The 12786-nt window shown below is 67.1% G+C and carries 14 protein-coding genes; 6 read left to right on the forward strand and 8 right to left on the reverse strand.

Going from position 1 to position 12786, the window contains the following annotated elements:
* Positions 1 to 307: 307 nt before the first annotated feature.
* A complete protein-coding gene (locus OCK02_RS17790) occupies positions 308 to 2161 on the reverse strand; it encodes an ABC transporter ATP-binding protein (RefSeq protein WP_263814188.1) in 1854 nt (617 codons plus the stop codon).
* A gap of 394 nt (positions 2162 to 2555) precedes the next feature.
* Here OCK02_RS17790 and OCK02_RS17795 point away from each other — a divergent pair, with 394 nt between their 5' ends.
* Entirely contained in the window at positions 2556 to 3017 is a 462-nt protein-coding gene (locus tag OCK02_RS17795; protein WP_230808221.1) for a tRNA (cytidine(34)-2'-O)-methyltransferase, read from the forward strand.
* Between the two features lie 33 nt (positions 3018 to 3050).
* Here the strand turns inward: OCK02_RS17795 and OCK02_RS17800 are convergent, their stop codons facing one another.
* A complete protein-coding gene (locus OCK02_RS17800; protein WP_263814189.1) occupies positions 3051 to 3623 on the reverse strand; it encodes an NADPH-dependent FMN reductase in 573 nt (190 codons plus the stop codon).
* Positions 3624 to 3697: 74 nt separating this feature from the next.
* On the opposite strand from OCK02_RS17800, the gene soxR reads away from it, so the two are divergent.
* Positions 3698 to 4153: a redox-sensitive transcriptional activator SoxR gene (soxR, locus tag OCK02_RS17805; protein ID WP_263814190.1), complete on the forward strand. Its 456-nt coding sequence runs from the start codon at positions 3698 to 3700 to the stop codon at positions 4151 to 4153.
* A 63-nt stretch (positions 4154 to 4216) separates the two neighbouring features.
* Here soxR and OCK02_RS17810 read toward each other — a convergent pair whose 3' ends face one another.
* From OCK02_RS17810 to OCK02_RS17820, 3 genes are all read right to left on the reverse strand, one after another.
* The gene (locus OCK02_RS17810; RefSeq protein ID WP_263814191.1) at positions 4217 to 5500 is read right to left on the reverse strand and encodes a hemolysin family protein; all 1284 of its coding nucleotides are present in this window, start codon (positions 5498 to 5500) and stop codon (positions 4217 to 4219) included.
* A 62-nt stretch (positions 5501 to 5562) separates the two neighbouring features.
* Positions 5563 to 6765, reverse strand: coding sequence for an MFS transporter (locus tag OCK02_RS17815; protein WP_263814192.1), 1203 nt, complete (start codon positions 6763 to 6765; stop codon positions 5563 to 5565).
* 118 nt (positions 6766 to 6883) lie between these two features.
* On the reverse strand, positions 6884 to 7144 hold the full coding sequence (locus OCK02_RS17820; protein ID WP_263814193.1) for a hypothetical protein: 261 nt from the start codon (positions 7142 to 7144) through the stop codon (positions 6884 to 6886).
* 178 nt (positions 7145 to 7322) lie between these two features.
* Here OCK02_RS17820 and hemF point away from each other — a divergent pair, with 178 nt between their 5' ends.
* The 3 genes from hemF (at position 7323) to OCK02_RS17835 (ending at position 8957) form a co-directional block, all read left to right on the forward strand.
* Complete coding sequence (gene hemF / locus OCK02_RS17825; protein WP_263814194.1) at positions 7323 to 8234, forward strand: oxygen-dependent coproporphyrinogen oxidase; 912 nt, start codon at positions 7323 to 7325, stop codon at positions 8232 to 8234.
* 158 nt (positions 8235 to 8392) lie between these two features.
* Positions 8393 to 8638, forward strand: coding sequence for a hypothetical protein (locus OCK02_RS17830; RefSeq protein WP_263814195.1), 246 nt, complete (start codon positions 8393 to 8395; stop codon positions 8636 to 8638).
* A 133-nt stretch (positions 8639 to 8771) separates the two neighbouring features.
* Positions 8772 to 8957, forward strand: coding sequence for a DUF1059 domain-containing protein (locus OCK02_RS17835; RefSeq protein WP_263814196.1), 186 nt, complete (start codon positions 8772 to 8774; stop codon positions 8955 to 8957).
* Positions 8958 to 9095: 138 nt separating this feature from the next.
* Here the strand turns inward: OCK02_RS17835 and OCK02_RS17840 are convergent, their stop codons facing one another.
* Genes OCK02_RS17840 through OCK02_RS17850 form a run of 3 tightly spaced genes read right to left on the reverse strand, consistent with a single transcriptional unit; the run spans position 9096 to position 11607 of the window.
* Positions 9096 to 10358 carry a CCA tRNA nucleotidyltransferase gene (locus tag OCK02_RS17840; protein ID WP_263814197.1) on the reverse strand — a complete coding sequence of 421 codons (1263 nt, stop codon included), beginning with the start codon at positions 10356 to 10358 and terminating at the stop codon, positions 9096 to 9098.
* On the reverse strand, positions 10355 to 10987 hold the full coding sequence (locus OCK02_RS17845) for an NUDIX hydrolase (protein ID WP_263814198.1): 633 nt from the start codon (positions 10985 to 10987) through the stop codon (positions 10355 to 10357). Before OCK02_RS17845 ends, OCK02_RS17840 begins: the two co-directional genes overlap by 4 nt.
* Positions 10984 to 11607: a DUF1285 domain-containing protein gene (locus OCK02_RS17850; RefSeq protein WP_263814199.1), complete on the reverse strand. Its 624-nt coding sequence runs from the start codon at positions 11605 to 11607 to the stop codon at positions 10984 to 10986. Before OCK02_RS17850 ends, OCK02_RS17845 begins: the two co-directional genes overlap by 4 nt.
* A gap of 162 nt (positions 11608 to 11769) precedes the next feature.
* Between OCK02_RS17850 and OCK02_RS17855 the strand changes: the two genes are divergently transcribed.
* On the forward strand, positions 11770 to 12783 hold the full coding sequence (locus OCK02_RS17855) for an AAA family ATPase (RefSeq protein WP_230808112.1): 1014 nt from the start codon (positions 11770 to 11772) through the stop codon (positions 12781 to 12783).
* Positions 12784 to 12786 lie beyond the last annotated feature (3 nt).

Consider the following 12786-nt stretch of genomic DNA (forward strand, 5'->3'; position numbering starts at 1 on the left):
TGCGGCGGCGGGCACGACAAAGGTATCGGGATGCGCGGTTTGCGTATGGGAATAATGCCGTCACACCCTCTCACCGTCACACCGGACCCGATCCGGTGTCCAGCGGCGACGCGTCCGCTGCGCGGGAGAAGCACCTTTGCGCGCAAGGACTTGCGCGGACTGGATGCCGGCTCGGGGGCCGGCATGACGGCGGGTTTGGGCAGGCAAACGGGAAGCCCCGGCAGGCGGCGTACACACCCAGGCAGGCCAGAAGAGGCCGGCGGGGTGCGGCCGGCGCTCGCGTTCGCCGCCGCCAACGACAGAGACGCTACTCCGCCGCGGCCTCGCTCTTTTCGTCGTCGGCGATGAAGCCGCCGGACTGGCGGGTCCACAGGTCGGCATAGATGCCGCCCTTCGCGACGAGCTCGGCGTGGGTGCCCATCTCGTGGATGTGGCCCTTGTCCAGCACGACGAGTCGGTCCATTTCCGTCAGCGTCGACAGGCGGTGGGCGATCGCGATCACCGTCTTGCCTTCCATCAGCGCGAACAGGTTCTCCTGGATCGCCGCCTCGACTTCGGAATCGAGCGCCGAGGTCGCCTCGTCGAGGATCAGGATCGGCGCGTCCTTGAGGAACACGCGGGCGATCGCGATGCGCTGGCGCTGGCCGCCGGAGAGCTTGACCCCGCGCTCGCCGACCTGGGCGTCCAGGCCCTTGCGGCCGTGCAGGTCGACCAGGTCCTCAATGAAGTTCCAGGCATTGGCGCGCCGGGCCGCCTCGATGATCTCGGCATCGGTCGCATCCGGCCGGCCGTAGGCGATGTTGTCGCGGATCGTGCGGTGCAACAGCGATGTGTCCTGCGTCACGACGCCGATCTTGCTGCGCAGGCTGTCCTGCGTGACCCTGGCGATGTCCTGCCCGTCGATGGTGATACGCCCCTTCTCCAGGTCGTAGAACCGCAGGAGCAGGTTCATCATCGTCGTCTTGCCGGCACCCGAACGGCCGACCAGGCCGATCTTCTCGCCGGCTGCGATGGCAAGCGACAGGTTGCCGATCACGCCCTTGCTGCGCCCGTAGTGGAAGCCGACGCCCTCGAAGTCGATCGCACCCTTCTTCGCAGACAGGATCTCCGCCTGCGGATGGTCGGTGATGTCGTGCGCCTTCGTCATCATGCCCATGCCGTCATAGACGGTGCCGATGTTCTCGAACAGCGCCGAGACTTCCCACATGATCCACTGCGACATGCCGTTGATGCGCATGGCAAGGCCGATCGCGATCGCGATCGCGCCGACCGAGATCGCCCCGTTCAGCCAGAAGCCGATCGACAGCGAGCCGATGGCGAACAGGGCCACGCAATTGTTCACGTAGACGAGGATGTGGAACATCGTCACCTTGCGCATCTGCCGGTGCACGGTCTGCAGGAACTCGTCCATGCCGTTGCGGGCATAGTCCTCCTCGCGGCCGGCATGCGAGAACAGCTTCACCGTCGCGATGTTGGTGTAGCTGTCGACGATCCGCCCGGTCATCATCGAGCGGGCGTCGGCCTGCTCGGACGAGATCTTGCGCAGCTTCGGCACGTAATACCAGACGATCGCCACATAGATGGTCAGCCAGACGATCAGCGGCGCCACCAGCCGGACGTCGGCATTCGCCACCACCGCGATCATGGTGACGAAATAGGTGACGACATAGACGAAGACGTCGAGGATCTTCATCACCGTCTCGCGCACGGCGAGCGAGGTCTGCATCACCTTGGTGGCGACGCGCCCGGCGAACTCGTTGGCAAAGAACGTCATGCTCTGGCGCAGGAGGTAGCGGTGCATCTGCCAGCGCGCGATCATCGGATAGTTGCCGAGCAGCACCTGGTGCATGATCAGCGAATCGAGCGCCACCACCAGCGGCAGGCCGACCAGCACGATCGCCCCCATCCAGAAGAGCCGCGTCCCCTCCGTCTGAAGGAAGCTCGCGCGGTCGGCATTCGACAGCCAGTCGACGATATTGCCGAGGAACTGGAACAGCATCACCTCGCCGACGGCGATCAGCGCCGTCAGGATCGCCATGATGAAGAGCCACGGCGCCGCGGGTCTGGTGTAGTGCCAGCAAAAGTCAAAAAGACCCTGCGGCGGAAGCGTCGGCTCCTCGGCAGGATAGGGATTCAGTCTGCTTTCAAACCAGCCGAACATGGTGGTTCACTCTCCGAAAATTGACCCGGACCCTCTCGAAAGCGGCCTGCGCCATGGGCGGGCGGGCACTTCGGGCCGGGAAGGCCGCATGGCGGCGAACGGGGCCGGATGCGGTCGATTGAAAAGGCGAAGTTGGAAAAGAGCGTCGAGCGCCTAGGCGAGGCGGCGGAACAGGCCGTCAAGGAGGCGTGGTCGATAAGCTATGTCCATCCGGCTGCCTCCCTGTTCTCGCGTTGAGGATGACGCTTGTTACCCTGAATTGCGTCGTTTTGCCAGCGCATTCCGCCAATTTCGGCGTCATCCGCCCCCGGCCTGTTGCCCGATCGGCACAAACTGCCGCCCGGACTGACGAAGAGGGCCTTTGGCAGGGCTCCGCTTTGCGCTATGGCAGGGCATGTCCGACCTGCGCATCGCCCTCTACCAGCCCGACATCGCCGGCAACACCGGAACGATCCTGCGCCTTGCCGCCTGCCTCGGGCTCGGCGTCGACGTGATCGAGCCGGCCGGCTTCGACATCTCCGACCGCAGCCTGAAACGCGCCGGCATGGATTATCTCGCCGCCGTCGCGCTGACCCGCCACGTCACCTGGGAGCGTTTCGAGGAATGGCGGGAGGCCTCTGGCCGCAGGCTCGTCCTCGCCTCGACGAAGGCGGCGACGCCCTATGTCGACGTCGCCTACCGGCCGGACGACGTGCTCCTCTTCGGCCGCGAAAGCGCCGGCGTTCCCGATCACGTCCACGCGCGGGCGGACGCCCGCATCCTCATCCCGATGGTCGAGGGGCAGCGCTCGATCAACGTCGCCATGTCGGCCGCGATGATCGCCGGCGAGGCGCTGCGGCAGACGGGCTTCGCCTGAGCCAGACGCTCCGTCACCGCCCTCGCCTGCGCCTCAGGCGGCCGCGCTGTCATAGACGCTCTCCTCGCGGGCGTTCCTGAGCGCCCGCGCCCACCAGAACAGCCGCCGCATCATGACGATCAGCGGCCCCCGCATCTGCGCCGGGCGGAAGGGATGGCCCTGGGAATCGAAATGCGACCAGGCGTGCGCCAGGCTCACCGTGTCGCGGATGGCGACGGCGTGCAGTTCGGCAAACACCTGCCTGAGTTGCTCGACGGCGCGCAGGCCGCCGGAAACGCCGCCATAGGAGACGAAGGCGACGGGCTTGGCGTGCCAGGGCCGGTAGGCGCTGTCGATCAACGCCTTCAATACGGCCGGATAGCCGTGATTGTATTCCGGCACGACGATCAGGAAGGCATCCGCCTCCTCCAGCTTGGTCTCGATGATCGCCGCCGAAAGCTCGTCCGGCCCGCTGGCGGAAAAGGTCAGCTCGGCGGGATCGAGGACGGTCAGCGCGCAGCCGCCGACCTCGCGCAGTTCCGCCTTGAGCCAGTCGGCCACCGTATCGCAGAAGCGCCCCTCGCGGGCGCTGCCATAGATCATCGTGACGCGGATATGCTCTTTCATGCTGTGACTCCGGTTTCAAAGGCTACGGAGACGATGCTATAAAACCTCAACCATAGTCGAGGTCAACAGCGCCCATGCCAAATCCGGAACAAAAGATCCCGTTCGAACTGAGCGTCGGCGAAGTCGCCGCCCGCAGCGGCATCGCCGTGTCGACGCTGCATTTCTACGAGACCAAGGGGCTGATCCGCAGCAACCGCAACCGCGGCAACCAGCGCCGCTACCCGCGCTCGATCCTGCGCCGGGTGGCGGTGATCAAGATCGCCCAGAAGACCGGGATTCCGCTTTCAGAGATCGCCGACGCGCTGTCGGCCCTGCCGCACGACCGGCCGCTGTCGAAGGCCGACTGGCACGCGTTGTCGCAGCGCTGGCGCAAGACGCTCGACGAGCGCATCGCGAAGTTGACCGCCCTTCGCGACCATCTCGAGGGCTGCATCGGCTGCGGCTGCCTGTCGATGCAGGAATGCCCTCTGCGCAACCCTTATGACGCGCTTGGCCGCGACGGCAGCGGCGCAAGGCTCATCGAGCCCTGACCACCACCCGTACCGTCCCGGTACGGGTAACCGTCATTCCGGGGAGGGGAACTGCCCGATTCGTCAGGGAAGCTTGCTGGCCAGCAGCTTGTCGATCCGGCGGCCGTCCATGTCGACGATCTCGAACTGCCAGCCCTGTGTCTGGGCGATCTCGCCGGTGACCGGCAGGTGCTGCAGCACGTCGATGATCAGGCCGGCGACCGTCTGGTAGTTGCGGCTCTCCGGCAGGGAGAGGCCGAAGCGGTCCGCCAGTTCGTCGATCGGCATGGAGCCGGAGATCAGCCACGAACCGTCGGCCCGCTCGACCGCATAGTCGTCCTCCTCGCCCTCGCCGATGTCGGAGCGGAACACGCCGGCGATCGCCTCGAGCACGTCGGCCGGCGTCAGCACGCCCTCGAAGTGACCGTATTCGTCGTGGACCAGCAGCATCGGCACGTCGGACGAGCGCAGCGCCTCCAGCACCCGCATCGCGTCCATGCCGTCCGGGATGACCGGCGCCTGGCGGATGTAGCTGCGGATATCGAACGGCGCGCCGGAGGCGATGGCCGGCAGGAGCTCGCGCGTCTGCAGGATGCCCATGATCGATTCGATGCCGTCCTCGCTGACCGGAAGGCGAGAGTGCTGGCTGGTGAATATCTGCTGGCGGAGCTCGGCGGGATCGTCGGAAAGGTCGATCCAGTCCACGTCCTTGCGCGGCGTCATCAGCCCGCGCGCCTCGCGATCGGAGAAGCGCATCACGCCGGCGATCATGCTCTGCTCGCCGCTCTCGATGACGCCGGCGGCCTCGGCCTCGGCCATCACCGCCTTGATCTCCTCGTCGGTGACGACGCTTTCGGGCGCCTCGTGCAGGCCGAAGATGCGGAAGATGACCTTGGTGGAACCGTCCAGCAGCCAGACGAACGGGCCGCCGACCTTGGACAGGAGCGACATGCCGGGCGCCACCATGCAGGCAAAGCGCTCCGGATTGCGCAGCGCGATCTGCTTGGGCACGAGTTCGCCGACCACGACCGAGAGATAGGTGATCAGCGTGATGACGATGCCGTAGCCGAGCGGGCCTGCAAGCCAGGCCGGGACCTCGGCGTCGAGCAGGATCTGGCCGAGCCGCCCGCCGAGTGCGGCACCCGAGACCGCGCCGGCGAGGATACCGACCAGCGTGATGCCGATCTGGACCGTGGAGAGGAACCTGCCGGGATTGTCGGCCAGCCGGATGGCGGCCTCGGCACCGCGCCGCCCCTGGGCGGCCATTGTTTTCAGCCGGACCCTGCGCGACGAGACGATAGAGAGTTCGGAAAGGGCAAAGAGACCGTTGATGACGATAAGAAGAAATGCAATCGCGAGCTCGAACAAGCGGTGTTCGCCGGACGCATTGATCGAACCGGCACCTTTCAGCTGTTTCAGATGGCCGCAATTTAAGGGGCGCGTGGTTCCCGGTCAATGCACTCCCTGTCGGCCTTCGGGCGAATTGCGTTCAGCGCCGCAAGGCAGGCGAGCGTACCGAGCGAAAGGGCCAGCGCGACCAGCAGCGCCGCCCGGCTGCCGAAGCCGTCGATCATGAAGCTGAACAGGGGCGGCGCTGCGGCAAAGGCGAGGTTGAGCGGCAGGCCGACGCGGGCGATCGCGGTGGCATAGTCGGCGCCCTCGAAGAAGACGAGCGGCATCGTCGCCCGGCTGACCGCCATGGCGCCGCTGGAAAGCCCGTAGAGAACGAGAAAGGCGACGATCGTCCACTGGGCGCCGGAGCCCGCGATCAGGACCGCCAGCGACACCGGCATCAGGCCGGCCGCCACGAGCCCGGTCGTCAGCCCGTCCCAGCGGTTTCCGCCGAGGAAATCGATCAGCCGCGCCGACATCTGCACCACGCCGATCGCGGACGCGAAACCGACGGCGAGCGCCGTCGGGACGGAGAGATCGCGAAACAGCGCGATGACGACGAGCTGGAAGCCCCAGGTGACGAAGCCGTTCAGCGCAATCGCCCCGACGATCAGGCCCATGACCAGCCAGTACCGGCCGCCGGTCGCGCTCCGGCGGCCGGTATCGACATCCCGCTCCGAAATCGCCGGCCGCACCGGCCGCAGCCCGAAGAGGGTCAGCGGCACGACGACGAGCAGCATGGCGCCCGCGAAGAGGACGAAGGTCACCCGCCAGCCGAAGGCCTGCTGCAGAAAGGCGGCCGCCGGCCAGGAGACGGTCGGCGCCAGGGCCATGGCGAGCATCTGCGCTCCGATCGCCCGCCGGGCGGCGACAGAAAACGCCTGTGACAGGTAGACATGCGCCGCATTCGTCAGCGCGCCCGCGCCTGCGATCCCGAGCACCACCCAGCCGGCATAGTAGACCGCAGGGCTCTGCGCGGTGGCGAGGAGGGCGAAGCCCGGAAGGGCGGCAAGGCTCCCCGCGACCAGCACCATGCGCGGATCGACGCGCCGGTAGAGAAAGGCCGTCGCCGGCGACGCGAACGCCATGGCGACCAGCATCGCGGACGGGCCGAGGAACACCTCCGCCGCCGTCAGGCCGAGATCCGTGGCGATCGCATCGCCCAGCACCGACACCGCCATGAACATGGTGGCCCAGGCAATGATCTGGGTAACGGAAAGGATCGCGACGGCGCGGAACATGCGGGAAAAATCCGGTGGAGCGCCCTCCTACCGCATGCGCGCAACAACCGATGTGTCTGCCGCGCTACAACCGACGACAAATCGACGCGGCCCCTGCGAAGTCACGGGATAGGAACCGTCAGTCCGCGCTGGACAGCCTGCGCATGGTGAATTCGATCCGGTCGCCTTCCAGGGGCCGCCAGCTTTCGACCTCGGTCCAGTAGGCGGCCTTCGGCCAGGTTTCGAACCATTCCCGCGCCTTCTGGCGCGCGGCATCGCGCTCGAGCTGGTAGGTCTCGCGGACAAAATGGCCCTTTTGCTGCGCGGTGCGCGCCTGCCTGCTCTGTTCGATCCGCCGCTTCAGGCCGTCGAGCGGCGGGGGACCTGGAATACGCGCCATTCAGAAAGCCTCCGGCAGCACATTCATGTTTCCAAGATAGGATGCCGGCGCGACTTTGGCGAGTCCCGCCCTGTTCAGGTGAATCGCGGCCGACGGTTGCCAAAGGACGGCGAAAAATGGGAAATGGGCCACGGATGCAGAATCGGCCGCGCGATGCGGCCCCGCTGGGGAACAGACGATGGAACGACCGGACCTGCCAAGGGGCCTGCCGGACGACATAGCCGAGCGCAAGGCGCGCGCCCGGGCGTGGTTCGAGAGCTTGCGCGACCAGCTCTGCGCGGCATTCGAAGCCCTCGAGGACGAACTCCAGGGTCCGCTCGGCGATCGCGAGCCGGGGCGGTTCGTCGGCCGTGACTGGCAGCGCGAGGACGGTGACGGCGGCGGCGGCCGCATGTCGATGATGTCGGGCCGCGTTTTCGAGAAGGTCGGCATCCACACCTCCACCGTGCACGGCGAGTTCTCGCCCGAGTTCCGCGGCCAGATCCCCGGTGCTGCCGATGATCCGCGCTTCTGGGCCTCCGGCATCTCGCTGATCGCGCATCCCGTCAATCCCAACGTGCCCACCGTGCACATGAACACCCGCATGGTCGTCACCACCAGCCACTGGTTCGGCGGCGGTGCCGACCTGACCCCGATGCTCGGCCGCAGGCGCTCCCAGGCCGACCCCGACACGGTGCTGTTCCACCGCGCCATGGAGATCACCTGCAAGCGCCACCCGGTCGCCGACTATCCGAAGTTCAAGGCCTGGTGCGACGAATATTTCTTCCTCAAGCACCGCGGCGAACCGCGCGGCGTCGGCGGCATCTTCTACGACTGGCTGCATTCGCCGAAGGAAGCCGGCGGCTGGGAGGCCGATTTCGCCTTCACGCAGGACGTCGGCCGCGCCTTTGGCCTCGTCTATCCGAAGATCGTCCGTTCGAACTTCAACAACGGCTGGACCGAGGAGGACCGCGACGAGCAGCTCGTACGCCGCGGCCGCTACGTGGAGTTCAACCTGCTCTACGACCGCGGCACGATCTTCGGCCTGAAGACCGGCGGCAACGTCGAATCCATCCTCTCCTCCATGCCTCCGGTGGTTCGCTGGCCCTGACCGGGTGCCGACCGGCCGAGCCTCGGCCGGAAACGGGAACCGCCCGGACACAATCCGTTCACGCGTATTTGCGCTGGGTCAACCGTCCCCGGCGCATACCGGACTAGTGTTTCCTATGCTACGATTGTCCTGCATGGTTCCATCGGAGGAGGGTTATCATGACGAATACGGCTGCCGGCATGCCGAGAAGCGAGGAGAATGTTCTCGGGAGTGCCGAACTCATCAACCGCATCGCTGAAAACATCCGCATCGCAAGCGGCACCAGCCTGCCGCGGGAGTACTATCTGCAACAGGCCCGCCAGCAACTGGCCGGGCAACAGCCGGCGGGAAAATCATCCCCCGGAGCCGTCAAGGGCCAGGACCAGAAGACGTCGGCCTGCTTCGACGCATGGGCGAGGCGCTGATCTTCGCCTGCGGAGCGGAACCACGCCGTCCGTTCCGCGTTGCCCCCTTGTCACGCCCCGGTCCGGCCGCACGACCGGCGGGGACCAAGAAAGTGCCCGGCACGAACACAGCACAAACACAGGGAGATATGCCATGAGACTGTTTGAATGTGGAACGCTCGTCCCCGGATGCGAGTGGCATACGCGCGCCGACAATGATGCGGAAGTCGTCCGCCGCACAGTCGAGCACCTGCGCACCGCCCATGGCGAAACCGTCATTCGCGAGAACATGGTCGAGAATATCAAGACACGGATCGTCGACGAGAAAGTGAGCGCCTGACCGGCCATCGCCTTTTCCGACGACCCCACCGGACCGGCGCCGCGCAACCGACTTGCGCGGCGTTTCCATGCCGGGGCTCACGGTCCGGCACCGCCCGGCCGCCCTGCCCCGGCCCGTTCGCGCCGGCGAAACCTGACGTCAGGCCCCCTTCGCCAGCGTTTGCAGGCGCGTCATCAGCGCCGTGCGGTCGAGGTTGAAGTTCCCCTCCACCCATTCCGTCTCCAGCGCCTCCAGCATCTTGCCGACAGCCGGACCGGCGGCGATGCCGGCGGCGAGCACATCGGCGCCGGACAGCGGGAATGCGGGGCGCGTCCAGCGGGTGGCACGGTCCAGCAGGCGCTGGACGCGGGCGCTCTCCGCCATCGCCGCGGGGTCGCCCCCCTCCGCCTTCGACCGTGCCGCGGCGAGTGAAAGCTTCAGGCGCGTCGTCAGGCCCTCGCGGCCGTTCCGGTACAGCATCCGATCGAAGGCCGTATCGGCGAGCGTCTTCGGGATTTCCGGCGCCGCGGCCCAGCTGCCGAGAGCGGCGGCTTCGGCGCGCGACAGCCGCAGCCGCTCCGAGAGGGCGGCGAGCCGCTCGCCGTCCGGCGGCACCATCGCCGAAAGCCGCAGCAGCGGATCCGGATCCCAATTCAGCGCCCGTTCGGTCGCAATCAGCGCCGGGATGGCGTCGATGCCCCATTTTTCGGTCTCGGGCAGGATGGCCGAAAGCACGCCGGACTGCCGCATCCAGAGCAGCGCGCGGAACGGATCGGGCGCGGCAAGGAGCTTCTTGGTCTCCGACCAGACGCGCTCGGCCGAGAGCGATGCGAGCTTGTCCTTTGCCCGCGCGCAGGCCCGAAGCCCGTCCGCATCCGGGCGGCCGCCGCCGTAATAGGCGAAGAAGCGGAAGAAGCGCAGGATCCGCAGGTGATCCTCGGCGATCCGCTGCGCCGCATCGCCAATGAAACGCACGGTCCTCGTCTCGATGTCGGGCAATCCGCCCACGAGGTCGATGACCTCCCCCTCCGCGGTCGCATAGAGCGCGTTGATCGTGAGGTCGCGCCGTTCGGCGTCCTCCTGCCAGTCCGTTCCGAACGCCACCTGCGCCCGCCGGCCGTCCGTCTCGACGTCCCGGCGCAGCGTCGTCACCTCGAACGGCGTACCGCTTGCGACCAGCGTCACGGTTCCGTGGTCGATGCCGGTCGGCACCGCCTTGATCCCGGCCGCTTTAGCCCGCGCGACCACCTCCTGCGGCACGAGCGTCGTTGCGATATCGACGTCCCCGGCCGGCACGCCCATCAGCGCGTTCCGGACCGCACCCCCGGCGATGCGGGCCTCGCCGCCGTCGGCGTTCAGAAGATCGAGCACGCGCCGCAGCGCCGGTTGCCTGAACCAGGCCTGATCCGAAAGCGACGTCATGCATAGAGCCTTTCATAGATCACCCGGACGATGCCCGCGGTGATGCCCCAGATGTTCCGCCCCTCATAGGGCATGCGGTAGTAGTGACGCTCGCCGCCTAGCCAGACGCCGCTTCCCGTCTCGTGGTTGGCGGGATCCATCAGAAACGACAGCGGCACCTCGAACACGTCATCGACCTCGACCGGGTTGAGCGTCAGCGAGAAACCCGGCTGCACCACCGCCAGCACCGGCGTGATGCGGAAGCCGGAGAGCGCCATGTAGTCCGGCAGGCGTCCGACCGTCTCTATCAGCCGGCGATCGAGCCCGATCTCCTCTTCCGCCTCGCGCGCGGCGGCCGCCTCGACGTCGTGGTCGTCCTCGTCGACAGCCCCGCCCGGAAAGGCGATCTGGCCGGAGTGCTTGCGCAGCGTCGCGGTGCGCTGCGTGAAGATCAGGCGCGCATCGTCGCCCTCGTCCACGGCGGCAACCAGCACGGCCGCGTCCTTCAGCGTCATCTCCTGCACATGGGCGACCGTCGCCGGGTTCATCCTGGCGTCGCCGCTCTCGCGCCAGCTGTCGGTGGTGATCGTCCGCGACTGTTCGATGGCGCGGCGGCGGAATTCTGTCGCGCTGTAGAGGGGAAAACTCATCGGATCAGCGCTTCCAGCTCTGCCGCCGGCATGACCGGAAACACGACGCCGCCCGAGCGCACCGCGAACATCTCCGTCCCCTCGACCGCGATCGTCTCGCCGAGCGCCACGATGTCGTACATGACCGGCCGCGAAACGAGCGCCTCCAGCCGACCGCGGACATGCAGGTAGGGCTTCAATTCTTTGTTATCGCCGTGGACGACAAACCGCAGCGGATGGTCGGGGCCGGCCTCCACGACGTCGCCGACATTGGTGCGAAACGTCAGCACCTGAGTCTCTCCTTCACCCACCGCTTCCATCTCGACGGCGACGAACGGCGCGTCGACGACGCGGATGCCGACCTTTTCCACAGGTGTTACGAGACAGGTCCTGCCGTCCTCTTCCCGCCGCAACACCGTGGAAAACAGCCGCACCAGCGGCACCCTGCCGATCGGCGTGCCCATGTAGAACCACGTGCCGTCGGCCCTGATCTCCATGTCGATGTCGCCGCAATCGGGAGGATTCCACTTCTCCACGGGCGGCAGGCCTCGGTTTTGGTCGCCTTTGTCGGCGTCAGCGCGCGCAATCAGCGCCGCCAGTCCGGCCGCATCGCCTAAGGCCTGAATATCGCCCTTCGCCATTGTTCCGTCCCGGTTGGCTCCTATTTCAAGCACTTGTGACGAGATAGTCATTTCGACATGGCTTGTCAGCAGCAGGTGAGCCGATAAGCTCAACAATCGACCGTTGGAGCGACAGGAGCTTCGGCCCGACGGAAGGCGTAACCCGGTATTCTGGAGACGACCATGGGCGTTATGACATCCTCCGAGGCAGCTCTCGACGAAAAGGCCGTGGTCGCAGCCGCCGAGCGCGCCCTGGCCGACATCGCAAGGGTACGCCAGGAGGTCGGCAAGGTCATCTTCGGACAGGAAAGCGTCGTCGAGCAGACGATGCTGGCCGTCCTTTCCGGCGGCCATGCGCTGCTGGTCGGCGTGCCGGGCCTTGCCAAGACCAAGCTGGTCTCCACCCTCGGCACCGTGCTCGGCCTGAATTCCAGCCGCATCCAGTTCACCCCCGACCTGATGCCGTCCGACATCCTCGGCTCGGAAGTGATGGACCAGGACGAAAACGGCAAGCGCTCCTTCCGCTTCGTCCCCGGCCCGATCTTCACCCAGCTCCTGATGGCCGACGAGATCAACCGCGCCTCGCCGCGCACCCAGTCGGCGCTGCTGCAGGCGATGCAGGAATACCACGTGACCGTCGCCGGCCGCGCCAACGACCTGCCCCGCCCCTTCCATGTGCTCGCGACCCAGAACCCGCTGGAGCAGGAGGGCACCTATCCCCTGCCCGAAGCGCAGCTCGACCGCTTCCTGCTGCAGGTCGACGTGCACTATCCCGACCTCGTCGCCGAGCGCCGGATCCTTCTGGAGACGACCGGCCTGGCCGAGGCCGAGGCGGGCCAGGCGCTGACCGCCGACCGCCTGCAGGAGATCCAGACGCTGATCCGCCAGATGCCGGTCGGCGAGACGGTGCTCGACGCGATCCTCGCGCTCGTCCGTTCCGCCCGCCCGGGCCACGGCAACGCCGAGACCGACAAGCAGGTCGCCTGGGGTCCCGGCCCGCGCGCCGGCCAGGCGCTGATGCTCTGCGCCCGCGCCCGCGCCCTCTACGAGGGCCGTCTCGCGCCCTCGGTCGACGACGTTCTGGCGCTCGCCGAGCCGGTGCTGCAGCACCGCATGGCGCTGACCTTCGCCGCCCGCGCCGAGGGCATATCGGTGCGCGACGTGATCGCCTCGCTCGTCCGGCAGGCCCGCGGCTGACGG

The sequence above is a fragment of the Rhizobium sp. TRM96647 genome, from assembly GCF_025780115.1.
Taxonomy (GTDB): Bacteria; Pseudomonadota; Alphaproteobacteria; order Rhizobiales; family Rhizobiaceae; genus Mycoplana.